This window comes from Streptomyces cyaneofuscatus, assembly GCF_000718135.1.
In the GTDB taxonomy this organism is placed as follows: domain Bacteria; phylum Actinomycetota; class Actinomycetes; order Streptomycetales; family Streptomycetaceae; genus Streptomyces; species Streptomyces cyaneofuscatus.
The window spans coordinates 84,272-108,402 of sequence record NZ_JOEM01000017.1 but is presented as its reverse complement, the minus strand read 5'-3'; the positions used below and the strand labels follow the sequence as shown (position 1 = coordinate 108,402).

Here is a 24,131-nt window from a genome sequence, read left to right as displayed (position 1 = left end):
CAAGTTGTCGCATCGGTGAGTAGCCGGGGGCGTAGCCGTACCGAAAACTGTCTATCCCCACCACAGCACGGCCCCCGGTCTCTCATCCCTTGTTCGCGCGCCCCACAGCCGCGTTCTCCGTTTCCGTACCCGAATCCGCTCGTCCCGCTCCCGTAGTGCCCCAGCCCCTCCCTTTTCGTCCGTCCCTTCTTCACCCGTCTCCACCCCTCTCCATCCCTCTCCGTCCCTTCTCCGTCCCTTCTCCGTGTTCTTCAAGCCCCCGCCCCTAGTCCCCCGCTCCCCGAGCCGAGTTGGAGCACCGATGCCCCAGCACGTACCTCCCCCGCTGCTTCCCGCAGCCGCGCCGCAGGGTCAGGGCCAGGTCTCCCCCAGGGTTTCCGCCTCCCCGAGACGCATCGTCTTCCTCGCCCACCGCGACCTGGGCAACCCGGCCGCGGGCGGCTCCGAGCTGCTCATCGACCAGCTCGCCCTCGGCCTCACCGAACGGGGCCACGACGTCACCCTCCTCTGCGGCGGACAGGCCGCGCGCCGGCCCTACCGGGTCGTCTCCGCGGGCTCCCAGCTGGGGCACTACCTCGGCGCGCGCTCCGCGTTCGCCCGGCAGGTCGGCAGCTGCGACCTGCTGATCGAGGTCTGCAACGGCATGCCGTACCTGGCGCCCCTGTGGCACCGCGGTCCGACCGTGTGCCTGGTCAACCACGTCCACACCGATCTGTGGGAGATGCGATTCCCGGCGCCGGTGGCCCGCGCCGGGCGTCAGCTCGAACACTGGGCCCTGTCCCGGGCCTACCGGGACCATCTGATGATCGCCGTCTCGCCGTCCACCGCGGGCGCCCTGCGTGAGCTGGGTGTTCCGGACGAGCGGATCCGGCTGGTGAACAACGGCGTCCAGGATCCGCTGCCGCAGAGCGAACGGTCCGCGACCCCGCTCTTCCTGGCGCTCGGCCGGCTGGTCGACTACAAGCGCATCGATCTGCTGCTCCAGCTCTGGGAGCGGGTGCGGCCGGTCACCGGCGGCCGGCTCGTGATCGTCGGTGACGGTCCCGAGCGGGAGAAGCTGGAGCGGCTCGCCGGCCCGGATGTGGAGTTCGCCGGGCATGTGTCCGAGGCGGAGAAGCACCGGCTGCTGTGCGCGTCCTGGATGCTGCTGCACCCGGCGGCCGTCGAGGGGTGGGGGCTGGTCGTCACGGAGGCCGGGACCCGGTCGACCCCGACGCTCGGCTTCGACGTCCCCGGACTGCGCGACTCCGTCGAGGACGGGGTCACGGGCATCCTCGCCCGGGGCGAGTCGTCCTTCGCCGCGGCCTGGTGCGCGCTGGCGCTCGACGAGGAGCGCCGCGAGGCGATGGGCAAGGCGGCCCGTGAGCGGGCCGCCGCCTACCGGTGGAGCAGCAGTGTGACCCAGCTGGAGGCCGTGGCCGCCGAGGCGATCAGCGGTACGGGGTCCTGGCCGGCGGGTGCCCGCTCGTGAAAGACCCGTCCTTCCGCCGCTCCCTCACCCTGTTCCGCGCCTTCATGCGCGAGGAGGAGGACCCGACCACCGTCTACACCCTGCTGGCCAGGGACGCGGCGGACCAGGTCGAGCGGTACGTACCGCTGAACGGGAAGGTCGTCGTCGACGTCGGTGGCGGCGACGGCTACTTCACCCGCGAGTTCCGGCGGCGCGGCGCGCAGAGCTATCTCTTCGAGCCGGACCGCGGTGCCCTGCGCACCAGGCCCGCCCAGGGGCCGCGGGACACGGTCGTTGCCGACGGCTATCTGCTGCCCCTGGCGGACGGGGCGGCCGATGTCGCCTTCTCGTCCAATGTGCTGGAGCACGTCGCGGACCCGCACACCTTCATCAGCGAGATGGCGCGCGTCACCCGCCCCGGCGGGCTGATCTACGTCTCGTTCACCAACTGGTACTCGCCGTGGGGCGGCCACGAGTGGGCCCCCTGGCACTACGCCGGCGCCGAGCGCGCCCGCGCCCGCTACGAGCGGCGCACGGGCCACCCGGCCAAGCACCGCCTCGGCGAGAACCTCTTCAGGATCGGCGTCGGCCCGACACTGCGCCATGTGCGGGGCCGCACCGACGTGGACCTCGTGTCCGCGCGGTCGCGGTACTGGCCGGTCCTGCCCGAACTTGTTACCCGGGTGCCCGGACTGCGGGAATTCGCCACCTGGAACCTCCTCCTCATTCTCCGGCGGTGTTCATGACCAGCGCAGTCCACCTCGCACCCCACCAGTCCCCGGACGGCGGCGACCCACCGCCCGGCAGACCGGTCGACGAACCGGCGGCGCCCCGTTCACGGCGCTGGCTGCTGGGGTTCTGGGCCACGGTGTTCGTGGCGTTCCTGGCGGTGTCGCCGGGACGCATGACGTTCGACACCAAGCTCGGGGTCGTCGTGGATCCCGGGCGGTTCCTCGGCGACCTGGGCGAGCTGTGGCACAGCAGGTCCGGCTTCGGCGGGATCACCGACCAGTACATCGGCTACCTCGTGCCGATGCTGCCGTACTACGGCCTGGCCGATCTGCTGCGGGTGCCGACCTGGCTCGCGGAGCGGCTCTGGCTCTCGCTGATCGTGGCGGCCGCCTTCTGGGGTGCGCTGCGGCTGGCGGAGCGGCTGCGGGTGGGCTCCTCGGCCACCCGGCTGCTCGGCGCTCTCGTGTACGCGCTCTGGCCGACGTACACCATCGTCGTCGGCTCGACCTCGGCCGCCGCCCTGCCGGGCGCGCTGCTGCCGTGGGTGCTGCTGCCGCTGACGGACGCGCGCCTCGCGCCGCGGATCGCCGCCGCCCGTTCCGCGCTGCTGATCCCGCTGATGGGCGGGGTGAACGCGGCGTCCACGCTGGCGTCGCTGCTGCCGGTCGGGCTCTATCTGCTGTCCCGGCCGGGCGGCCCCCGCAAGCGGGCGCTGCTGCTCTGGTGGATCCCGGGCGTGATCCTCGCGACCGCCTGGTGGATCGTTCCGCTGCTGCTGCTGGGCACCTTCGGTGAGAACTTCATGCCGTACGTGGAGTCGTCGTACACCACGACGACGACCATGTCGGCGACCGAGGTGCTGCGCGGCGCGGGCAACTGGGTCGGCTATCTGAACTTCGGCGAGCCGTGGCTGCCCGCCGGGTGGACCGTCGCCACGGCGACCGTCACCATCCTGGGCTCGGCGCTGGCCGCCGCCCTGGGTCTGGCCGGTCTGGCCCGGCGCGATGTGCCGGAGCGCCGCTGGCTGGTGCTGACCGTGCTGTCCGTCGCGCTCGTCACGCTCGCCGGGTACGGCGGTGCGCTGGGCGGTCTCTTCCACGGGACCGTGCAGGAGTGGCTGGACACCTGGCTGGTGCCGTTCCGTAACATCTACAAGTTCCAGACGGGTCTGGGCCTCGCCCTGGCGCTGGGTGTGGCGCACATCGCCGCCGTAGCCTCGCTGCGGGCGGAGCGCGACGAGCGGGTGCCGGTGCGGGCGCGCCGGCTGGCTCCGGTGATCGCCGCCGTGCTCGTGCTGCCGGGTCTGGCCTGGCCGTACGTCAACGGGTCGATCCTGCAGCCGGGTTCGTTCAAGGAGATCCCGGACCACTGGTCGAAGGCCGCGGGCTGGCTGAAGGAGAACTCGGCGAACGACCGGGCCCTGGTCGTCCCCGCCACCGCGCACGGCATCTACACCTGGGGCTCCACCATCGACCAGCCGCTCGACGTGCTGGCCGACACGCCGTACGCCCAGCGCGACTACGTCCCCTTCGGTACGCCGGGCAACCGGCGGGCGATGGATGCCGTCGAGCAGGCTCTGACCTCCGGCGGCCAGGTGCCCGGGCTGAGCGAGTACCTGAACCGGGCGGGGCTGCACTACGTCGTGGTCCGCAACGATCTGGACCCGGACCAGCTGGGGTACGTCCCCACCACCACGGTCAAGCGCACGCTGGAGGCGTCCGGATACAAGCGGGTCACCGGCTTCGGCCCCGTCATGACCGGTGGGCGCATAGCCAACGACACGCCCGTGCAGATCGAGGGCCTCTACCCGCGCCAGGAGGCGGTGGAGATCTACGAGCCGCCCACCGGCACCGAGCGTCCCGGCCGGGCGAGCATCGCCCCCGTCTCCTCGACCGCCGTCGTCAGCGGCGGACCGGAGTCCCTGCTGCCGCTCTCCGCGAACGGCGCCCTGGAAGGCCGGCCCACCGTGCTGGCCGGTGACGCCCACCCGGGCGTGGGCAAGCCGTCGCTCTACGCGGCGGGCGACGGACTGCGCCGCGCCGACACCCGGTTCGGCCTGGTCAACACCAACACGTCGCACACCTACACGGCCGACGAGCGCAACGCGCCGGAGTCGGAGCAGGACCCGGGCGCAGCTCCGCGCCAGATCCTGCCGACCGAGGGCAAGGAGCACCAGACCACGGCGGTGCTGCGCGGCGCCAAGTCGGTGAGCGCGTCGTCCATCGGCAACTGGCTGTTCCATCTGCCGCAGTACGACCCGGTCAACGCCTTCGACGGCAACCCGGAGACCGCCTGGGCGGAGGGCTCCGCCGCCTCCCCCGAGGACGAGTGGGTACGGATCGACTTCTCCGGTACGCAGGAGATCCCGGGCTCGTTGCAGCTCACCCCGCTGCCCGGCAACGGGGTGCGGGCGGCGGCGACCGAGGTGCGCGTCGAGACGGACAGCGGCTCGAAGGACAGCCCGATCCGCCCCGACGGCTCCCCGCAGGAGGTGGCCGCGCCCGCCGGGCCGGCCTCCTGGCTGAAGGTGACGATCCTCAAGTCCCAGCAGGGACGCCCCGGTCTCACCGGCGCCGGGTTCACCGACATCGCCGTCCCCGGGGTGCAGGTCACCCGGATGCTGGAGCTGCCCTCCGACGCACCGCGTGAGGGCGCCGACGCGACGGTCTTCTCGCTGAAGCGCGGCAGCGACCCGGGCGGGCTCTCCGCCGTGGCCGCGGAGACCGGGCTGCACCGCCAGTTCACGGCCGGCCAGGCCGGTCCGTACAAGGTGGCCGCGAGCGCGGTGCCCGTGCCGGGCGAGGCGCTGGACAAGCTGCTGTTCGACCTGACGGGCAAGCGCGACAAGATCCTGGTCAGCGCCGACTCGACGGCCCGCCTCGGCACCAACCTCAGCGCGCGCAACCTGACGGACGGCGACCTCACCACCGCGTGGATCGCGGGCGACCGTCCCGTACTGCGGCTGTCCTGGCCGGAGAAGACCCAGATCGGCGAGATCGTGTTCGCGGCGGCCGGCGGGATCTCCACCCGGCCCGAGCAGGTCCAGATCAGCTCGCCGGACGGCACGGCGGTGGCGGCGGTGGACGAGAACGGCATGGCCCGCTTCTCGCCCATCACCACCGACAAGATGGACATCACCATCTCGCGCCAGGCACCGCTCACCGTGCACAACCCGTTCGCCGGCGGCCAGTTGCAGCTGCCGGTCGGACTGAGCGAGGTCTACATCCCGGCGCTGGACAAGTTCCGCTCGCCGCAGCCCGCACCGGAGAAGAAGTTCAGCCTGCCCTGCGGTCAGGGGCCGGTCCTCTCCATCGGCGGCACGCTGATGGAGACCAAGGCCGAGGGCCGGATCAGGGATCTGACCCAGCGCCGTCCCATCGCCGTGTCGCTCTGCTCCGAGCGGTCCGAGGTGGAGCTGGGCGCGTCGACCCACACCGTGGAGGCCGGTGACGCCGGTCCGCTCGCCATCACCGACGTCACGCTCTCCACGGGCGAGACGAAGGCTCCGGCGGCCACCGCCCGGACCGTCGACGTCAAGAAGAGCGACGGTGACCGCCGCACGCTGACGGTCGGCGCCGGTGAGGCCTCGTACCTCCAGCTCCACGAGAACCACAACAAGGGCTGGAAGGCCACGCTGGACGGCAAGGAACTGACGCCGCTGCGGATCGACGGCTGGCAGCAGGCCTGGCTGGTCCCCGAGGGCGAGGGCGGCACGGTCACCCTGGAGTACGAGCCCTCGCTGATCTACCGGGCCGGGCTGATCGGGGCCGGGGTGCTGTTCCTGGTGCTGGTGGGTCTTGCCGTCTTCCGGCGCAAGGGCTCCGGCCCGGCGGAGGACGCGTACGAGCGTGAGGAGCAGGCACTTCCGCCGGCTCCCGGGCTGATCCTGGGCACCGGGGCGCTGACCCTGGTGGGCATCGTCATCGCGGGACCGGTCGCCCTGGTGGTGCCCGTGCTCGCCGTACTCGCCCACTTCCGCCCGTCGTTGCTGTCGCCGGTCGCCTTCGCGGCGATGGCCGGGGCCGGGGTCATCGTGGCCCTCAGCACCGGGGAGTACACCGCCGTCGGAGAGGGCGCCTTCGGGGCGGCGCCTCAACTCCTCGCGCTGGTAGCCCTGTTCGCCGCACTGGTCACGGTCGGGTCCGCCCCGAGCCGGGGCAGGCGACGGGCCGGCCGGTCCACGGAGCCCTCGGCCGTCACGGCCGACGGGGGCGACGTGGACGCGACGATCCCGCAGCAGCAGGCGGGGCCGCCGTCCGGCCGGACCCTCTCCGCCGACGCCAAGCGGCCGCACACCGACCCGCCCGCGAGCGGTCCGGGCGGCCCGGCCGGTCCTCCGCCCGGCAGCGGAGGACCCACCGGATGACCGCCACGCATCCCGCCCGGCCGTACGCGGCCGGGCGGCTGCCCCGGGTACCGTTCCCCGTCGTCGACGAGGTGGACCGGCACTGCGCGCAGGACGCCGAGCCGAGCACGATCCACATCGAGGTCCATCTGCCCGGCCGTTTGGACGAGGACCGGCTGCGCGCCGCCTTCACCGCGTCGCTGGCGCGGTTCCCGCGGGCGCTGATGCGGGAGCGGCCGCGCGGCCCGCTCGCGCGGCGGTACGAGTGGGAGCTGACGGACGGTCCCGACCGGGACCCGGTCACCTTCCTGCCGCCCGCGCCCGGGGCGCTCGACCGGGCGCGGGCGGCGTCCCTCGCCGTCGCCCCGCCGCTCACCCTCTCGCCTCCGCTGCGGGTCGAGGTGGTCGAGGAGCCGGACCGGGAGGGGTGTGTGCTGGTGTTCACCGTGCACCACACCGCGCTCGACGGGCCCGCCTGTCTGCGGCTGGCGGCGACGGCCGCCGAGATCTACAGCGGACGGCCCCTTCCCCCGCCGTCCGCGCCGGCCCGCCCGGCCGCCGCACCCCTGCCCCGGCACTCCGGTCCTTCCGCCCTCACCCGGCCGGCCCGGGTGGCGGCGGGCACCCCGGGGAAGGTGCCGGGCAACGGGCAACTGCTCGCCGAACTGCCGGTGCCCCGGCGGGAGTCGGGCGCGCCGTACACGGTGAACGACCAGCTGATGGTGGCGACCGCCCTGACAGTGGCCGACTGGAACCGGCGGCAGGGGGCGGCCGAGCGGCCCCTGCGGATCACCATGCCGGTCGACGACCGCACCCGGGGTCCTGAGATGCCGATCGGCAACGGCACCCGGCTGGTCGAGGTCGGCTTCGACGCGGCGGAGGTGGCGGCGGGCCGGGACATCGCCGGGCTGCTGCGCCTGACCGCCGAGCGGACCCGCGCCCTCAAGGGGCAGCCGCGTCCGCAACTGGGCCGCTCCACCTCTCTGTTGACCACCCCGCTGCTGCCGGTCGCCGTGCGTGCGGCGTACACCCGGGGGCTGCGGGTGCTGGCGGGGCCGTGGACCTCGACGACGCTGCTCAGCAACGTCGGCCGGATCCCGTACCCGCTGGACTTCGGCGACGCGGGGAGCTCCCGCGCCCTGTGGATCTCCGCGCCCGCCCGGATGCCCAGGGGGCTGACGTTCACCACCGCGTCCACGAACGGCCGGCTGCACCTGGCCCTGCGCTGGTCGCGGACCCTGCTGGGGGACGCGGACGGCGAGGCGCTGCTCGGCCTGTTCACCCGTCATCTGGCCGCGACATCCCCGGAGGCACCGTGACCGGCACCGCGCCCCTCCCGCTGGGGGCTGACAACCCTGTCTCCGCTCCCCCGCCCGGGCTGCGGGACTTCTACGAGAACCCGGCCGTCCCCGTGGCGTCCGGCGACGGACGCAGCCGGCGCCAGGCGCGACTGCTGGCCGACGCCCTGCGCGGGCGGACCGGCCAGGTCATCGTGGACGTCGGATGCGGCGACGGGACGGCCGCCGCCACCGCCGCGCCGATCCTCACCGGCCACCGGCTGATCGGTGTCGACTGGTCGCAGGACGCGCTGCGCCGGGCCCGTCCCCGGATGGGTTCGGTGGTCCGGGGCGAGCTGGAGCACGGCGGGCTGCCGCTCGCCGACGGATGCGCGGACGCGGTGCTGTTCAGCGAGATCCTGGAGCACCTCGTCGACCCGGACCAGGCGCTGGACGAGCTGCGGCGGATCCTGAAGCCGGGCGGCCACCTGATGCTGTCCACCCCGAACCTGGCCGCCTGGTACAACCGGGCGCTGCTGCTGGCCGGGGTGCAGCCGGTGTTCTCCGAGGTCAGTCTGCGCGGGATCCACGGCCGCCCCGGCTCGGAGGTGGTGGGCCATCTGCGGCTCTACACCGCCCGGGCGCTGCGCTCCTTCCTGACGGCCTCCGGCTTCGAGGACGTGAAGATCACGGGCGCCCCCTTCCACGGGGTGCCGCGTCCGCTGCGGCTGGTGGACCGGGCCGCGTGCGCGGTGCCGGGGGCGGCGTCCATCCTGCTGGCCCACGCGCGGCGGCGATAGAGCGATGTGGTGGGGTGTGGGGGCCGCGCTGGTGGCCAACCTGCTGTACAGCGTGGGGTTCGTGGTGGAGAAGCGGGCCCTGGGCAATCTGCCCGCGCTCTCCGCGGGCAAGCCGATGCGCCTGGTCCTCGTCCTGCTCACCAGCCCGCTGTGGATGCTGGGCGCGCTGTCGCTGGCGGCCGGTTTCGCGGCCCAGCTGATCGTCTACCGGGCGCTGCCGATCGCGGCGGCGCAGGGCATCTTCGTCTCCGGTCTGGTGCTGCTGCTCCTGCTCTCCTCGGCCGTCCTCGGCGAGGAGTCGACCGGGCGCGAACGGTACGCCCTCGGCGGTGTCCTGGTGGCGCTGCTGATGGTCGTCGCCTCGGTGCGCGAGGGCGAGGACCAGGTGAGCTCCGGTGCCCCGTGGATGCTGGTGCTGATGGTCTGCGTCCCGGCGCTGGCGGCGGGCGTCTGGCTCTACGTACGGGTGGAGAGCCGGGCGAACCAGCGCCACCGGGTGCCGACCAGCGGTATCGGCTACGGGGTGGCGGTCGGGCTGCTGTACGGCGTCAGCTCCCTGGCGGTGAAGGGCACCTCCAGCCGGCTGACCACCACCGACCTCGGGGAGGCCGCCCGTTCGCTGTTCGGCTCGCCCTACCCGTATCTGCTGCTCTTCACCGCCGTGGCCGGGCTCATCATGTCCCAGACGGCGCTGCAGCGCTGCCGGGCCTCCCTCATCGTGCCCGTGTGCACCACGGTGACCTGCGTGTTCACCGCGGTCCTCGGGAGCATCGCCTTCGGGGAGTCCCTCCCCGACGATCCGCTGCTGCTGACCCTGCGGCTGGCCGGCACCGCGCTGGCCCTCACCGTCCTGCTGGCCATGCCCCGCCATGACCCTCCTGCCGCGGCGGCCCCGTCCTGACCCCGTCCACCGGCCCTGTGCCCTCCCGTCCCGTCCCCACCACCGAGGGAGTCCCCATGAACCTCCCCACCACCGAGGGAGTCCCCATGAACCTCCCCACCACCGAGGGAGTCTCCATGAACCCCGACGATCCCCTGCTCGCCATCCTGGTCTGCCCGCTCGACAAAGGCCCGCTGGCCCTGCTGACCGATGAGGAGGCGCTCTACAACCCCCGGCTGCGCCTGAGTTACCCCATCCTGGACGGCATCCCGCAGCTGCTGCCCTCCTCGGGCCGCAAGGTCGACGCCGACGCCCATGAGAGATACCTGGCGCACCTGAAAGCCTCGGCCGCATGACGACGTTCGCGGCGGCGGTGGCGTCCCGGCTGCCCACCGGCCTGGTCGGCTCCGCCGCCGTCGCCCTCTACCCGCGCTTCGAACCGGAGCTGCGCCGGCTCGCCGACTTCTGCCCGCCCGGCTCCACCGCCGTGGACATCGGCGGCTGGTACGGGCCCTGGTCGCGGCGGCTCGCCCGGCGCTGCGACCAGGTCGTCACCGTCGAGCCCGTACCGCATCTGGCCGCACATCTGCGCCGTACGCTGCCGTCGAACGTCCGGGTGGTGCAGGGTGCGGCGACGGACCGGGACGGCTCCACGGTCCGGCTCTGGCTGCCGGAGGGCGACGACGGCGACCGCGGGGTCTCCTCGCTGGAGCGCCGTGACATCCACGCGCACTGCGTCGAGGTGGAGTCCCTCACCATCGACAGCCTCGGCCTGGAAGGCGTGGGCTTCGTGAAGATGGACGTCGACGGTGCGGAGGTGGCCGCTCTGGGGGGTGCGGCGGAGCTGCTGCGGCGGGACCGTCCGGCGCTCCTCGTCGAGCTGGAGAGCAGGCTCGGCCCGATCGCTCCGGCGGTCACGCTGCTCACCGATCAGGGGTACGCGGGGTGGGTCCTGGCCGGACGCCGCTGGGTCCCCCTGACCGGCTTCGACCTGCCGGCCCACCAGGCGCGGACGGAACACCTCGTCCATCAAGGTCTGCTGCGAAGGGCGTTCGTGCCGCGGCGCACCCGGTACATCAACTCGGTGCTGTTCCTTCCCGAGGGGCGGGTGCCGGGCGCCGCGGGGGCCTGAGCGAATCCACCGGTGCCGGGCGCGCTGACGGCGGAGGTTGCGGGGCAGGTGAGAGGGGAGCCGGGTGGCCGCCCCAGCGTGGGCGGTCACCCGGCCGACCCGCCGAGACCGCCACGTACGACCTGGCCGACCCCGAGGAGTTCCACCGTGATCGAGAGCGCAGACATCCGTGAGTGGCGTACGCGTGACGTCGTCGACCCCGACGGGCGCAGGATCGGGTCCCTGGAGTCCGTCTACGTCGACACGGGGACGGACCAGCCGGCGTTCGCCACCGTGATCGTGGGCCTGCCGACCCGTCACCGGCTGGTCTTCGTGCCGCTGGCGGGGACCGTCGTCGGCCCGGACTACGTGAGGGTCGCCCACGCCAAGGCCAAGGTGAAGGACGGCCCGTCGATCGGGACGGACGACGTCCTGCCCGCCGAGGACGAGCCGGCGCTCTTCGCCTACTTCGGTCTGGAGTACCTGCCGCCGGCCGACGGCGTACGGGTTCTGGCCCGCCGCTGACGGACTGACCGCCCACCGGTGAAGGGTTGCGGTCAGGGGTGCGGCCGGGTGTGCGGTCATCGGTGCGGTCAGGGCAGGAGCTCGACGTACCCGTCGGTCCCGTGCACGCGGATCCGCTGCCCGTCCCGGATCAGCCGGGTGGCCCCCTCCACGCCGACGACGGCGGGCAGTCCGTACTCCCGGGCGATCACCGCGCCGTGGGTCATCAGGCCGCCCACCTCCGTGACCAGGCCCGCGACGCCGACGAACAGCGGCGACCAGCTGGGGTCGGTGAAGCGCGTGACCAGGATGTCGTCCGCTCCGAGGTCGGCGTCCGCCAGGTCCAGGACGACGCGGGCCGTTCCCTCGACGGTCCCGGTGGAGACGGCGAGACCGGCCAGGGCCCCGGCCGGTACGTCCTCCCGCCGGTAGGCCCCGGTCAGGGCCTCGCCGTCCGATGTGAGCACCCGGGGCGGGGTGAGCGTCTCGTACGACCGGAACGCGTCCTTACGCCGCCGGATGAGCCGGTCGTCCGCCTGCTGCGAGCGCACGACGTCGTGGAGCTCCGGGAACGTGAGGTAGAAGATGTCCTCCCTCTCGGACAGCACATCGGCCTGGACGAGCCGCCCGGCCTCCTCCAGAAGGGCCTGCTTGTAGAGGAAGGAGCGGCTGACGATGCCGTACTTCGGGTACTCCCGGTAGCCGGCGAAAGCCCTGACCTGGTCGATCATCCGCTTGGCCGCCTCGGCCCGGCGGTCACCGTCCGGCAGGGCCCGCAGGCGCGACAGTACGTCCTGCTCCTTCTGCCGTGCCTTCGCCCGGCCCTGCGCGAAGCGGTGCGCGGCGGCGCCCGGCCCGAAGTTCCTGACGTTGTCGAGGATCAGGGGGACGAGCGTGGTGGGGCGTTCACGCCAGCGCGGCCTGGTGATGTCGATCTCGCCCACGCAGCGCATGCCGTACCGGTCGAGGTAGGCGTCGATCGCCTCCCGCGCCTCGGTGCCGCCGGGCAGCTTCGCCAGCTCGTCCAGGAAGCCCTCGTCCTCCGTGCCCTTCTCGACGCCCTTGAGGAACGCCACCACCTCGGGGTGCGGGCGGATCACGTCCGCCACGTCGAGCAGGTCCAGCCCCATCTCCGACGTGATGTTGCCGGGGGCGGAGAGCGTGAGCGTGTCGGCCGCGTTCTTCTCACCCAGCCACTCCCCCAGCTGGTCGTTGAGCCACCAAGTGGCCTCCATGCCCGCCGTGATCGCCCGCATGCTCAGTGGATCGCCGAGAACCCGTTTGTGCTCCTCGAAGGCCTCAAGGAGGAAGTCGAACAGGGCCGGTCCGCTCCTCGTCCGGAGGTCGCGCTCCAGGGCGGCGACGGACGCCCGGCTACGCTCGATCAGCTCCGGGACGATCGCCGGATCGGCCCCGGCCGACGGCACGGACGCACCGGCGGCCGGTGGCCCGGACGCTCCCCCGGCCGGTGGCTCCGCGAGGCCCGTGTCCGGGAGCGGGGGGACGGGATCGTCCCGGTCGAGGACGGTCTCCAGAGCGTCCCTGACCAGCGGATCGCCTCTTCCCACCAGGTCCAGGAGGGCAGCGCGAGAGGCGGGCGATGCCAGTCGGGGCGTGACGTCGACGAACAGCCGTCCGCCGGCCTCGTGCATCGGCACCAGGGCCGTCCGCTGCCACAGGGAGAGACCCAGCGGCTTCATGGCGTCGGTCATCATCTGCTGATGGCCGACGGAGACATAGATGTGACGCTCCTGGTCACCGGCGTCGGGGATGGGGTACACCGTCGTGATCGGCCGGCTCTGGACGATCCGGAAGCCGTCGTCGGCCAGGCACCATTCGATGTCCTGCGGACGGCCGAAGTGCGCCTCGATCCGCCGCCCGAGCTCCACGAGCCGTAGCACCTGCGCATCCGTCAGCGCGGGGCGCTCCTGCCGCTGCGGGTCGACCTCCACCTCTTGCGTACCGCCGCCCGGCAGGGCATGCACGGCGCGCTGCTTGGCGGCGATCGCCCGGGCGATGACTGCGCCGTCCCGCACGGTGAACACGTCCGGGTTCACCAGCCCGGAGACCAGGGCCTCACCGAGGCCGAAGCCGGCGTCCACGGTGGCGGTCCGCCGGTTGCCCGTGAGCGGGTCGGCCGTGAACAGGACGCCGGCCGCTTCGGGGAAGACCATCCGCTGGACGACCACGGCCATCTGGACCGCGCGGTGGTCGATGCCGTTCCGCCGGCGGTAGGCGACGGCCCGCTCGGTGAACAGCGAGGCCCAGCACCGGCTGACGTGCCGGAGGACCTCGGCCGGCCCGACGACGTTCAGATAGGTGTCCTGCTGGCCGGCGAAGGAGGCCGTCGGCAGGTCCTCCGCCGTCGCGCTGGACCGGACGGCGACGGCGGTCCCCTCTCCGAGCCGGGCGAGCGCGCCGGTGATCTCCGTCGCGAGGTCGCCGGGGATCGCGGTCTCCTCGACGGCCCGGCGGATGTCCGCGCTGAGCGTGCGGAGCGCCTCCCGGTCGTCCGGGTCCGAGCGCGACAACCTCTCGACCCGGTCGTCGAAGGACGGTACCCGCGCCACCACCCGCCGGAAGGCGTCCGTCGTCACGCAGAAGCCGTCCGGCACGCGGATGCCGTCGATCCGGGACAGCGCGCCCAGCTGGGCTCCCTTGCCGCCGACGAGGGCCAGCTGCGTCGCGTCGGCCTCATGGAGGTCCAGTAGGTCGGTCCTGCGCATCGTCATTCCTGTTTCCTCCGTGGTTCGGGGCACGGCGGACGATTTTGCGCGCTGCCCCGGGCCTTGTGGCAAGCCCCCCGGTGCGCTATATGTTGAACACGGCAGGGAGAGGGCTCTCCTTGCCTTTCCTTTTGTGCCACGTCTCTCTGTGCGACGCCCCTTTCTGCCACGCCCTTCTGTGCCACGTTTCACGCTCCCCCGACTCCGTACGGGGGGCTGTCGGACGGCGCGTTCGGGTCGCGTGCGGGCGAGCAGCGTGTTGCGGCGTGCGGATGATACGACCAGGTGGTGTTCTGCACGCCCTGGCAATTCCCGGCCGATGGCGCGAAGGCGAATCCTTGGCCGCGCTGCTCCGAAGGTGCGCTCCATGGAATTCAGCACGGCATTCGTACTCGGCGGGCTGGCGATGCTGCTGATGCTGGCCGGCGGCACGGTCTGTACGGTCCATGCCGACAACGCCGTGCAGGCCGACGCGGACGAGGACAACGGCCCCGGCGAGGAGTTCTCCGTGTGAGGCCCCGGCGCGACGTCGCTGTACCGATCGGTCCTAGGGTGTCGACGTGAGAGTGCTGCTGGTCGAGGACGACGCCAACCTCCGGTTCGGGGTGGCCGCCGCGCTGCGGGCCGCCGGTCTCGCGGTCGACGAGGCGGTCGATCTGCCGCAGGCGGACGAGGTCCTGTTCGTCACCGCGTACGACTGCGCCGTATTCGACCGGATGCTGCCCTCGGGGGACGCCGCCGACTATGTGGAGGAGCTCCGGCGGAGCGGACGGGCCGTTCCGGTGCTGTTCCTCACCGCACGGGACACCGTCGCCGACCGGGTGGAGGGGTTCGCCCGGGGCGGTGACGACTATCTGGTCAAGCCGTTCGCCGTGCCGGAGCTGGTCGCCCGGGTGCGCAGCCTGTGCCGCCGCGCTCCGGCCGTGAGCCCGCCGGTGCTGCGGGTCGGGGACGTGGAGATCGACACCGCCCGGCGCCAGGTGCGCCGGGCGGGCGTCCTGTTGACCTTCACCCGCCGGGAGTTCGCGGTCCTGGAAGTGCTGGCCACCCGCGCCGACCAGGCGGTGGGCCGGGCGGAGCTGATCGAGAGCTGCTGGGACGAGATGGCGGAGCCGCAGTCCAACGTCCTGGAGGTGCTGATCTCGCAGCTGCGGCGGAAGCTCGGCGGGCCTCCGCTCGTCCACACCGTGCGCGGCGTCGGCTACCGCCTGGCCGACGAGTCCACCCGATGAGGGCCGTTCGCCCTCCGTTCCGCTCCGCCCGCGCGCTGACGCCGACGGCGCGCGTACGGAGGCTGCGCCGGCGCATCACCGTGCTGTTCGCGCTGACCAGTGCGGCGGGGCTGGTCGCGATGGCCGTCCTGGCGGTGCGCAGTGACGGCGTGCGCTGGCGCGAACAGCTGGACCAGGGCATGAGCGCCGACACCAACTGGGCGCTGGGTCTGCTGGAGACCGACGACGACGGCCGGCTGGACACCGAGGTGCTGCTCGACAACGCGGGGACCGCGTGCCCGCCGCTCTTCCTGCTCTCGGTACCGGCGGCTCCCGGGGAGCCGTCCGTCACGCCTGCTCCCGGGGAGCTGGTCGTCGAGCACGCCCCTCGCCGCCCCTGTCTCACCATGCCCGCCGGAGCCGTACGGCAGGCCGCCGCCACCGCCGTACGGGCCGACGAGCCCCGGTCCCGGGACGCGCGGACGGCGGACGGCGAGCCGGTGCGGATGTTCGCGCTGCCCTTCTATCCGCCGGACGCGGAGGAGGACGCGGCGCCGCAGGGGGCCCTCGTCACCGTGGCGGACGCGTCGGCCCAGCGGGCCGACCACCGGCGGCTGACCTGGGTGGTGAGCGGCGGGTGCGCCCTGCTGGTCCTCCTGTCGGCCGGGGTCGGGCACCTGCTCTCGGGGCGGGCGGTCCGGCCGGCGCTGGAGGCGCTGGACCGGCAGGAGTCGTTCCTGACGGATGCCGCGCACGACCTGCGTACGCCGGCGGCCTCGCTGCGGACGCTCGCCGAGACCGCGCTGCGCGGTGAGACGGACAGCACCGATGTGCACCGGCGCACACTGCGGCTCGCGGAGGGCATGGGCACGCTGGTCGACGGGCTGCTCACCCGGGCCCGGCTGATGGCGGGGACGGCCGTGCTCGCGGTGGAGCCGTTGCGGCTGGACCAGTTGGTGGAGGCCGTCGTGGAGGACGCGGCGGGCGAGGGGCAGCGGGTGGCGGTCCGGGCGGAGCGGGCCGTGGTGGTGGTCGCCGACCCCGATCTCGTACGCCGTGCGGTGGCCAATCTGGTCGGCAACGCGCTCGTCCACGGCCACCGCCCCGGTGAGCCGGCCGAGGTGGAGGTGACCGTCGACGGCGACGGGGCCGCCACGACCGTCACGGTGGAGGACGCGGGGCCGGGGCTGCCGCCCGAGGTGGCGGGCGCGCTCTTCGACCGGTTCCGCAGCGGTTCGGGGTCGACGGGGCTGGGCCTGTCGATCGCCTCCTGGGTCGCCCACGCCCACGGCGGCAGCCTCACGGCGGAACCCGGGCGGCGCGGCGGGGCCCGGTTCGTGCTGCGCCTGCCCGCCGGGGGCCCGGCCACCGAGGGCTGACCGCACGGCGCCTCATCAAAACCTCAGCATCGCCCAGGAATGCTTCGGGTCGGAACCACCCGACCCTCTTCAGGGAGCACTCCGTTGAACCGCGCCGTCCGTCGCCGCCCCGCCCTCACGAACACCGCCCTGGCCCTCCTCGGCGCCCTCTCCCTCACCGCCTGCACGGGCGGCCCGGCCCCCGCCACGGGCAAGGCGCGGGCCGCCGACCCGGCCTCCCGCCCCGACCTGAAACCGTTCTACGGCCAGCGGCTTCAGTGGACGGACTGCGCGACGGACGGGTACGAGTGCGCGCGGCTGACGGTCCCCCTGGACTACGCGCGCCCCGGGAACGGCCGGACGTTCGTGCTCCCGGTGGCGCGCGCGGCCGCGACGGGTCCGGCCCGGCGCATCGGCTCGCTCGTCTACAACCCGGGCGGGCCCGGCGCGGGCGGGGCGAGCTCGCTGGAGGAGGGGATGGACGAGTCGTTCGGCGCGGCGGTACGGGCCCGCTTCGACATCATCAGCTTCGACCCGCGCGGGGTCGGGGGAAGCATCCCGGCCCTCACCTGCGAACCGGCCGAGGCTGAGCCGGAGGCGGAGGAGACGGAGGAGACCCCGGAGGACTCCTCCGACGCCGTCGCGCCCCTGCACCCCCGCACCGAAGCCGACCGCTCGGCCGCCGCCTCGGGCGCTCGCACCGCCGCCGAGGACTGCGAGGAGCACAGCGGCCCGATCCTCCGGCACGTCGGCACCGAGGACGCGGCCCGCGACCTGGACGTCCTGCGCGCGGCGCTCGGGGAGCGCCGACTCACCTACCTGGGCTGGTCGTACGGGACGAGCCTGGGCACCTCGTACGCCGAGCAGTTCCCGCGCCGGGTCCGCGCCATGGTCCTGGACGGTGCGATCGACCCGTCGCTGGACTGGCGGCAGCGGGTGATCAGCCAGTCGGCCGGCTTCCGCCGGAGCGTGGACGACTACGCCGAGCAGTGCGCGGAGATCGCCGGGGACAGCTGCCCCGGCGCAAGCCCTCAGGAGATACGGGCGCTGATCGAGCGCCTCTACCAGCGAGCCGACCGCGAGCCGCTGCCGGTCGGGGAGGACAGTACGTACGCGGAGTACGGCGGCATGGACGCGACTGCCGTCCTCCACGCGGTCTCCATGGCGATGTACACGCCGGAGGACCAGTGGGAGCCGCTGTCGGAGGCGCTGCGGGAGGCGGACCAGGGGGACGCGACGAAGCTGGGCGCGCTGGACGACGAAGAGGAGACCGAGGAGGGGACCGAGGACCCCGGCACCGCTGAAGGACAGCAGGAGGAGGACGAAACCCCCGAGCCCCCCGCCGACAACGGCGACGCCGCGCTCACCGCCGTCAACTGCCTCGACGTCCCCCACCCCCGCTCCCTGCGCCCCTACTGGGACGCCCTCGCCCCCGCAGACCAGGCAGCCGGGGTCTACGGCACCGCCGGGGTGACCGCCGAACTCACCTGCCGCGACTGGCCGTCCGGCGGCCGGCGCCCGCAGCGGGTGGACGCGGACGGCGTACCGCCGGTCCTGGTCGTGGGCACGACGGGCGATCCGGCCACCCCGTACGAGGAGTCGGTGAGTCTGGCGGAGCAGTTCCCGCAGGGGATGCTGCTGACGTACGAGGGGCTCGGCCACACCGCGTACGGGCGGGGCGACGCCTGTGTCACCGCGAAGGTCGACGCCTACCTGGTGAAGGGGGAGCGGGTCCGCCCAGGGGCGACCTGCTGACCCGGCGACATGGAGGTTAGGTTACCCTAACCTCCATGTCGGTTTCGGTGGTTTCCCCCGGTCGCGGGCGCGCGGAGACGCTCTCGGCGACCCTGCTCCGCTGGGCCGAGCCGTCGGTCGGCGGACCCGTGGTGGAGGCGCCCTACCTGCTCACCACCGCGGTCCTCGACAGCCCCGCCCCCGCCGGTTCGTCCGCGAGCGGGGTGCACACCCACGACGACGCCCTCCTGGTCTGGCCGCACACCGGCACCACGACCCTGCACACCCGGAACACGGTGCGCCGCCTCGTACCCGGTCAGGCCGCCTGGATGCCGCCGGGCACCCCGCACGCCTCGCATCCCGATCCGGGGAGCGTGGCCTGCTACACCTATGTGACCCGGGCGGCGATCCCGCCGCACTGGAACGCCGCGCGCTCCCTGCGGATGGGGCGCGCGCTCCAGGAGATGCTGCTGCACCTCGACGCCAACTCCATGCCCGACGACCGGCGGCTGCGGGCCCAGCGGCTCATCATCGAGATGCTGGAGGAGGACCCGCACGCGGCGATGGAGGTCCCCGTCCCCGAGGACCCGCGGATCCGGGCCATGGCCGAGGACATCATGCGGGACCCGGAGAGCGACCTGTCGCTGGAGGAGTGGTCGGCGCTCCACGCGCTGAGCGTGCGGACGGTCACGCGGGCGTTCGCCCGGGACGTCGGGATGTCGTTCACCCGGTGGCGGTCGCTGGTCCGGATGTCCGCGGCGACGACCCTGCTCGCCCAGGGCCGCCCGGTCAATCTGGTCGCGCACCGCTGCGGCTACTCCACGACGAGCGCATTCTCCGCGGCCTTCCGCCGGGTGACCGGGACCAGCCCGACCGCGTATCTGCGCGAGCAGTCGACGCTCGCTCCCGCCGGCCACTGATACCCACTACCCACCACGCACCTCACGCGTGGCCGATCCGCGACGCATCCTGGCCCGTTCGCGACCCTCCTCGGCCTCCGGCCCTTCTAGCGTTCAGCGAGGTAAGGGTTACCTGACCCACCCGTCCCGCTGTCCCGATCCGAGGAGAACCGTGTCCCCATCCATTCCGGCCGGACGCCGAACGGGCCCGCTGGCCCGTGTCCTGGCGCTCGCCATCGGCGCCGTACTCGTCCTGGGAGGCTGCGGCAGCGGTGAGTCCGGGAAGACCGCGACCGAGGCGAAGGCCGACGGCGCGTCCAACAGCTTCCCCGTGGACATCAAGCACGCCCACGGCACCACCACCATCAAGGAGAAGCCCCGGCGCATCGTCACGCTCAGCTGGATGTCGCTGGACGTCGTCGCCGCGCTCGGCAGCGTGCCGGTCGGGGTGGACGAGCAGTGGGGCGGCGACAAGGACGGGTACACCCCCTGGTTCCGCACCCAGGTCGAGAAGCTCGGCGGGCCCCTGCCCGAGACGCTGAAGTACGGCGACGCGGGCGAGATCGACTTCGAGCAGATCCTCTCCCTCGAACCCGACCTCATCATCGGCCTGTACTCCGGCATCTCGGACGTCGACTACAAGCGCCTCACCGAGATCGCCCCCACGCTCCCCTACCTCAAGAAGCCCTGGGACGGCGGAACCTGGCAGGAGATGACCCGCACCATCGGCAAGGCGATGGGCGAGGAGAAGAAGGCCGAGGGCCTGGTCGAGGACGTCGGCGGGCAGTTGGCGGCGGTCGCCGTGGACCACCCGGAGTTCAAGGACAAGACGTTCACCTACGCGGTCGCCCTCACTCCCGGGTCGACGGAGGCCGGTCTCTATCTCGAGTACGACGCCCGGGTCCGGCTGCTGACGGAGATCGGCTTCAAGAACACCCCGTCGATGAGCACGATCGCCGCCACCGCCAAGGGCACCAACTGGTACGGCGGCGTCAGCCTGGAGAAGCTCGACTCGATCGAGGCCGATGTGGTCGTGGCCTGGGCGAACGCCCCGGCCGAGGTCACGTACTCCCTCAAGGACCCGCTCTTCTCCCGCTGGAAGCCGATCGCCGGCAAGCACTACGCCTTCGTCCAGGACCCGCAGCTGGCGATGGCGACCAGCGGACCGACCGTGCTCTCCATCCCATGGGGTCTCGAACGCTATGTGCCGATGCTCGCCGATGCCGTCGCGGGCAGGGGCAACACCGGCGCGGGCTCCTGATCCGCCACGCCTGTCAGGGATGACGATGACCACCACCGCCACCACCACCGCCTCACCCCCGGCCCCGGGCCAGGCCGGACCGGACCCGCGCAACCCCGCGGGTCCGGTCCGCCGGCGCCACCGGTACCGCCTGCTGATCCTGCTGGCCGCTCTCGCGCTGCTCTTCGTGACGGCCGTCCTCAGCGTGATGGTCGGCGCCCGGCCCATCGCACCGGGGACCGTCTGGGACGCGCTGCTGCGCTTCGACAACTCCGACGAGCACGTGACGGTCCGCGAACTGCGGGTGCCGCGCACGGTGATCGGGCTCGTCACCGGTACGGCGCTGGGCCTGAGCGGGGCGCTGATCCAGGCGTTCACCCGTAACCCGCTGGCCGATCCCGGCATCCTCGGCGTCAACGCGGGCGCGAGCCTCGCGGTGACGTTCGCGGTCGCCGTGCTCGGGTTCACCGCGGCGAGTCAGTTCATCTGGTTCGCGCTGGCGGGCGCGTTCGGGCTCACCGTGCTCGTCTACACCCTGGGGTCGATCGGCGCGGACCGGGGCACGCCGGTGAAACTCACCCTGGCCGGTGTCGCGTTCACCGCCGTGTGTGGCGGCTTCACCTCGGCCATGGTCCTCAAGTCCACGGCCACCTTCGACGTCATGCGGTTCTGGGGCGTCGGCTCCATCGGCGGCCGCTCGCTGGACATCCTCCCGATCGCGCTGCCGCTCATCGGCGCCGGTCTCGTGCTGGGGCTGCTCAGCGCGGGCTCCCTCAACGTCCTCGCTCTCGGCGACGACCTCGCCCAATCGCTGGGCACGCGCCTGGCGTTCACCCGGATCGTCCTGATCCTCGCCGTCACCCTGCTGGCCGGGACCTCCGTCGCCGTAGCGGGTCCCATCTCGTTCGTGGGGCTGATGGTGCCGCACATCGTGCGCTGGTTCGTCGGGCCCGACCAGCGGTGGATCCTGCCCGTCACCTGCGTCGCCGCCCCCGCCTTCCTGCTCGCCGCCGACATCGTCGGCCGGATCGTGCTGCCGTCGGGGGAGCTGCGGGTCGGACTCGTCACCGCGCTCGTGGGCGCGCCCGTCCTCATCGCGCTGGTCCGGTGCCGGAAGGTGAGCGCCCTGTGACCGCCCAGCCCCTCACCGGAAGGCCCGACGTCAAGCAGGCCACCTGGGCGCTGCGCCGGGGCGGAGCCTCGCTGCGCGTCGAGCGGCGGTCCGTCCTCGTCTGCGGCGCCCTGGTCCTGACCGTGGCCGCCCTCGGTGTGCTCACCCTCGCCACCGGCTCCATCCAGCTCACCCCCGCCCAGGTGCTCTCCGCGCTCTTCGACCCGGACGCCGAGCCCCGTACGCGGCTGGTCGTCGTCACCTGGCGGCTGCCGCGGCTGCTGTTCGCGGTGGTCTGCGGAGCGGCGCTCGCGGTCAGCGGGGCGCTCTTCCAGTCCCTCACGAAGAACCCGCTGGGCTCCCCGGACGTGATCGGCTTCGCCTCCGGTTCGTACGCGGGCGCCAGCGTGGTCATGCTCGTGCTCGGCACCGTCAACTACCTTGCGGTCGCCGCGGGTTCGCTGATCGGCGGGGCCCTGACCGCGCTCCTGGTGTACGTGCTCGCCTACCGGGGCGGTGTGCGCCCCTTCCGGCTGATCATCGTCGGTATCGCCGTCGGCGCGTTCCTCTCCTCGATCAGCTCCATGCTGCTGCTCGCCGTCAGCCCGGAGAAGGCGATGCTGGTGGCCACCTGGGGCGCGGGCTCCCTCAGTGGGCTCGGCTTCGAGCAACTGCGGTTGACGGCGGCCGTGTTCGCCGCCCTGCTGATCTGCTCGGTGGGTGTGGTGCGGCCCCTGGTCCACCTGGAGATGGGCGACGACACCGCCCTGGCGCTCGGGGTGAACGCCCAGCGCGCCCGGCTCACCGCCACGGTCACCGGGGTCGCGCTCACCGCGCTGGTGACGGCGGCGGTCGGGCCGATCGCGTTCATCGCGCTCGCCGCACCGCAGATCGCCCAGCGGCTGACCCGGAGCTCCACCACGCTGCGGATCGCCCCGGCGGCGCTCACCGGCGCGGCGGTCCTGGTCGCGGCCGATTTCATCGCCCAGCGGGTGGACCTGCCCGTGGGTGTCGTCACGGTGTGCGTCGGCGGGGCCTATCTGGCCTGGCTGCTGGCGCGCCAGTACAAGGGTGGCCGCCGATGACCCACGCCGGACAGACAGTGGAAGGCTCCGTCGCGGCTCTCTTCCGGGTGGCGCTGCTGCGTGACGGGCGCGGTCTGCGGATCGGCCTGACCACCGTGGCGTTCATGGTCCACCAGCTGTGCGAGGCGCTGGTGCCCGTCCTCATCGGCGTCGTCATCGACCGGGCGATGGCCCCGGCGGACCGGGCCGCCCTGGTCTGGTGGCTCGCCGCGCTCGGCGGGGTGTTCGTCGTGCTGTCGCTGTCGTACCGGCGCGCGTCGTCGTCGATGGTCACGGTGTACGGCTACGGGGAGCACGAGCTCCGCCGGCGCGCGATGACCCGGTTGCTGGACCCGCTGTCGCTGCGCCGCCGCCCCGGTTCCGGCGAGGCGCTCTCGCTGGTCTCCTCCGACACGTACCGGGTGGCGGGGGTCTCGTGGAGCGTGGTCCAGCAGGCGTCCACCCTCACCGCGATCCTCACGGGGTCGGTCGCCCTGCTGCTGATCTCCGTGCCGCTGGGTGTGGGGGTCATCGCCGGGACCGTCCTGATGCTGGTGGTCATGCGGCGGGTCTCGATGCCGCTGGAGGCGCGGGGGCTGGCCGAGCAGGGGTCGGCAGCACGGGCCAGTGAGGTGGCCACCGATCTGATCACCGGGATACGGGTGGTGGCCGGGATGAACGCCCGGGCGGAGGCCGCCCGCCGCTACCGCACCGCGAGCGACACCTCACGGCGCGGTGCCGTCGCCGCCTCGCGGTCGGTGTTGGCGTACAGCGGTCTCAGTCAGCTGCTGTCGGGCGTCTTCCTCGCGGCGCTGGCGACGGCGTCCGGCTACCTGGCGCTGGACGGGCACATCACCATCGGCCAGCTGGTCACGGTGCTGGGGCTCGCCCAGTTCCTCCAGGGCGCCCTCGCCCATGTCGGCACCTTCGCCTCGAACTGGATCCACAAACGCGCCTCCGCGCGCCGCCTCGGCGAACTGATCGACGCACCGCCCCTGATAGAGCCGCTGTCCGCCGAAACCGTTGCGGAACCGGGGTCGTCCCTCCTCCGCTGGCACCCGCCCGGCCACGGCGAGCCGCTCGACCTGCACCCCGGCGACCTCGTCGGCGTCGTCCCCCACCACCCCGCCCACGCCCGCGGCCTCAGCGACCGGCTCGGCTACCGGGTCCCCCTGCCCCGCGGCGAACTCCTGATCGGCGGGGTGGACGCGGTCGACCTGGGCCCCGACCGGGTGCGCGCCCGGGTCCTCGCCCCGCCGCACCACGGCGCCGTCTTCTCCGGCACCCTGCACGCCAACCTGATCCCCCGGGGCGGCGCGGTGGACCCGGCCGTCACGGCGGCGGCGATGCTCGACGACGTACGCGAACAGATCGGGGGCGACCTGGCCGAGGTCGGGGAGCACGGCCGCCGGCTCTCCGGCGGTCAGCGGCAACGGCTGCTGCTGGCCCGGGCGTTGCACGCCGACGCGGACCTCGTGGTCCTCGACGAGCCCGCCACCGCCGTCGACCCGGTGACCGAACAGCGCATCGCCGAGGGGCTGCGGTCCCTGCCGTCCACCATCCTCCTGATCACCACCAGCCCGATCCTGCTCTCCGCCTGCGACCGGGTGGTCGAGCTCGGCGCGGCGGAGGACGCCGGCCAGGACCCGAACGGATCCCCCGTTGACACCTGACACGACCCGACCGGAT

Annotated in this window: 19 protein-coding genes; 18 read left to right on the top strand and 1 reads right to left on the bottom strand. The window is 73.2% G+C overall.

Going from position 1 to position 24,131, the window contains the following annotated elements:
- The first annotated feature begins 301 nt into the window (after positions 1–301).
- The 9 genes from IF17_RS0126430 to IF17_RS0126390 all read left to right on the top strand — a co-directional run bounded on the left by IF17_RS0126430 (position 302) and on the right by IF17_RS0126390 (position 11,120).
- Complete coding sequence (locus IF17_RS0126430) at positions 302–1,471, top strand: glycosyltransferase family 4 protein (RefSeq protein ID WP_030570715.1); 1,170 nt, start codon at positions 302–304, stop codon at positions 1,469–1,471.
- Positions 1,468–2,196, top strand: a complete 729-nt coding sequence (locus IF17_RS0126425; RefSeq protein WP_030570712.1) for a class I SAM-dependent methyltransferase — start codon at positions 1,468–1,470, stop codon at positions 2,194–2,196. The genes IF17_RS0126430 and IF17_RS0126425 overlap by 4 nt, the downstream gene beginning before the upstream one ends.
- Positions 2,193–6,548: an alpha-(1->3)-arabinofuranosyltransferase gene (locus tag IF17_RS0126420; protein WP_030570709.1), complete on the top strand. Its 4,356-nt coding sequence runs from the start codon at positions 2,193–2,195 to the stop codon at positions 6,546–6,548. Before IF17_RS0126425 ends, IF17_RS0126420 begins: the two co-directional genes overlap by 4 nt.
- On the top strand, positions 6,545–7,846 hold the full coding sequence (locus IF17_RS0126415; protein ID WP_030570706.1) for a condensation protein: 1,302 nt from the start codon (positions 6,545–6,547) through the stop codon (positions 7,844–7,846). The genes IF17_RS0126420 and IF17_RS0126415 overlap by 4 nt, the downstream gene beginning before the upstream one ends.
- Positions 7,843–8,604 carry a class I SAM-dependent methyltransferase gene (locus IF17_RS0126410; RefSeq protein WP_237324635.1) on the top strand — a complete coding sequence of 254 codons (762 nt, stop codon included), beginning with the start codon at positions 7,843–7,845 and terminating at the stop codon, positions 8,602–8,604. The genes IF17_RS0126415 and IF17_RS0126410 overlap by 4 nt, the downstream gene beginning before the upstream one ends.
- A gap of 4 nt (positions 8,605–8,608) precedes the next feature.
- Positions 8,609–9,505 (top strand): hypothetical protein, encoded by an 897-nt coding sequence (locus tag IF17_RS0126405; protein WP_030570701.1) that lies wholly within the window; start codon positions 8,609–8,611, stop codon positions 9,503–9,505.
- A 116-nt stretch (positions 9,506–9,621) separates the two neighbouring features.
- A complete protein-coding gene (locus IF17_RS0126400; RefSeq protein WP_030570698.1) occupies positions 9,622–9,840 on the top strand; it encodes a Trm112 family protein in 219 nt (72 codons plus the stop codon).
- A complete protein-coding gene (locus IF17_RS0126395; RefSeq protein WP_030570695.1) occupies positions 9,837–10,616 on the top strand; it encodes an FkbM family methyltransferase in 780 nt (259 codons plus the stop codon). Before IF17_RS0126400 ends, IF17_RS0126395 begins: the two co-directional genes overlap by 4 nt.
- Positions 10,617–10,763: 147 nt before the next feature.
- A complete protein-coding gene (locus IF17_RS0126390; protein WP_030570692.1) occupies positions 10,764–11,120 on the top strand; it encodes a PRC-barrel domain-containing protein in 357 nt (118 codons plus the stop codon).
- Positions 11,121–11,188: 68 nt separating this feature from the next.
- Here IF17_RS0126390 and rph read toward each other — a convergent pair whose 3' ends face one another.
- A complete protein-coding gene (gene rph, locus IF17_RS0126385) occupies positions 11,189–13,831 on the bottom strand; it encodes a rifamycin-inactivating phosphotransferase (protein WP_106980237.1) in 2,643 nt (880 codons plus the stop codon).
- Between the two features lie 361 nt (positions 13,832–14,192).
- On the opposite strand from rph, the gene IF17_RS1000000139045 reads away from it, so the two are divergent.
- The 9 genes from IF17_RS1000000139045 (at position 14,193) to IF17_RS1000000140275 (ending at position 24,115) form a co-directional block, all read left to right on the top strand.
- Positions 14,193–14,339 carry a hypothetical protein gene (locus IF17_RS1000000139045; protein ID WP_157851174.1) on the top strand — a complete coding sequence of 49 codons (147 nt, stop codon included), beginning with the start codon at positions 14,193–14,195 and terminating at the stop codon, positions 14,337–14,339.
- Between the two features lie 52 nt (positions 14,340–14,391).
- Positions 14,392–15,057 (top strand): winged helix-turn-helix domain-containing protein, encoded by a 666-nt coding sequence (locus IF17_RS0126375; protein ID WP_030570687.1) that lies wholly within the window; start codon positions 14,392–14,394, stop codon positions 15,055–15,057.
- Positions 15,054–16,415, top strand: coding sequence for a sensor histidine kinase (locus IF17_RS0126370; RefSeq protein WP_030570683.1), 1,362 nt, complete (start codon positions 15,054–15,056; stop codon positions 16,413–16,415). The genes IF17_RS0126375 and IF17_RS0126370 overlap by 4 nt, the downstream gene beginning before the upstream one ends.
- Before the next feature lie 84 nt (positions 16,416–16,499).
- The gene (locus tag IF17_RS0126365; RefSeq protein WP_030570680.1) at positions 16,500–18,149 is read left to right on the top strand and encodes an alpha/beta hydrolase; all 1,650 of its coding nucleotides are present in this window, start codon (positions 16,500–16,502) and stop codon (positions 18,147–18,149) included.
- 35 nt (positions 18,150–18,184) lie between these two features.
- Positions 18,185–19,048, top strand: a complete 864-nt coding sequence (locus IF17_RS0126360; protein WP_030570677.1) for a helix-turn-helix domain-containing protein — start codon at positions 18,185–18,187, stop codon at positions 19,046–19,048.
- Positions 19,049–19,199: 151 nt separating this feature from the next.
- Positions 19,200–20,288 carry an iron-siderophore ABC transporter substrate-binding protein gene (locus IF17_RS0126355; protein ID WP_030570674.1) on the top strand — a complete coding sequence of 363 codons (1,089 nt, stop codon included), beginning with the start codon at positions 19,200–19,202 and terminating at the stop codon, positions 20,286–20,288.
- A gap of 25 nt (positions 20,289–20,313) precedes the next feature.
- On the top strand, positions 20,314–21,399 hold the full coding sequence (locus IF17_RS0126350) for a FecCD family ABC transporter permease (protein ID WP_030570671.1): 1,086 nt from the start codon (positions 20,314–20,316) through the stop codon (positions 21,397–21,399).
- Positions 21,396–22,463 (top strand): FecCD family ABC transporter permease, encoded by a 1,068-nt coding sequence (locus tag IF17_RS0126345; protein WP_106980236.1) that lies wholly within the window; start codon positions 21,396–21,398, stop codon positions 22,461–22,463. Before IF17_RS0126350 ends, IF17_RS0126345 begins: the two co-directional genes overlap by 4 nt.
- Complete coding sequence (locus tag IF17_RS1000000140275) at positions 22,460–24,115, top strand: ABC transporter transmembrane domain-containing protein (protein ID WP_030570665.1); 1,656 nt, start codon at positions 22,460–22,462, stop codon at positions 24,113–24,115. Before IF17_RS0126345 ends, IF17_RS1000000140275 begins: the two co-directional genes overlap by 4 nt.
- The last annotated feature ends 16 nt before the right edge of the window (positions 24,116–24,131 follow it).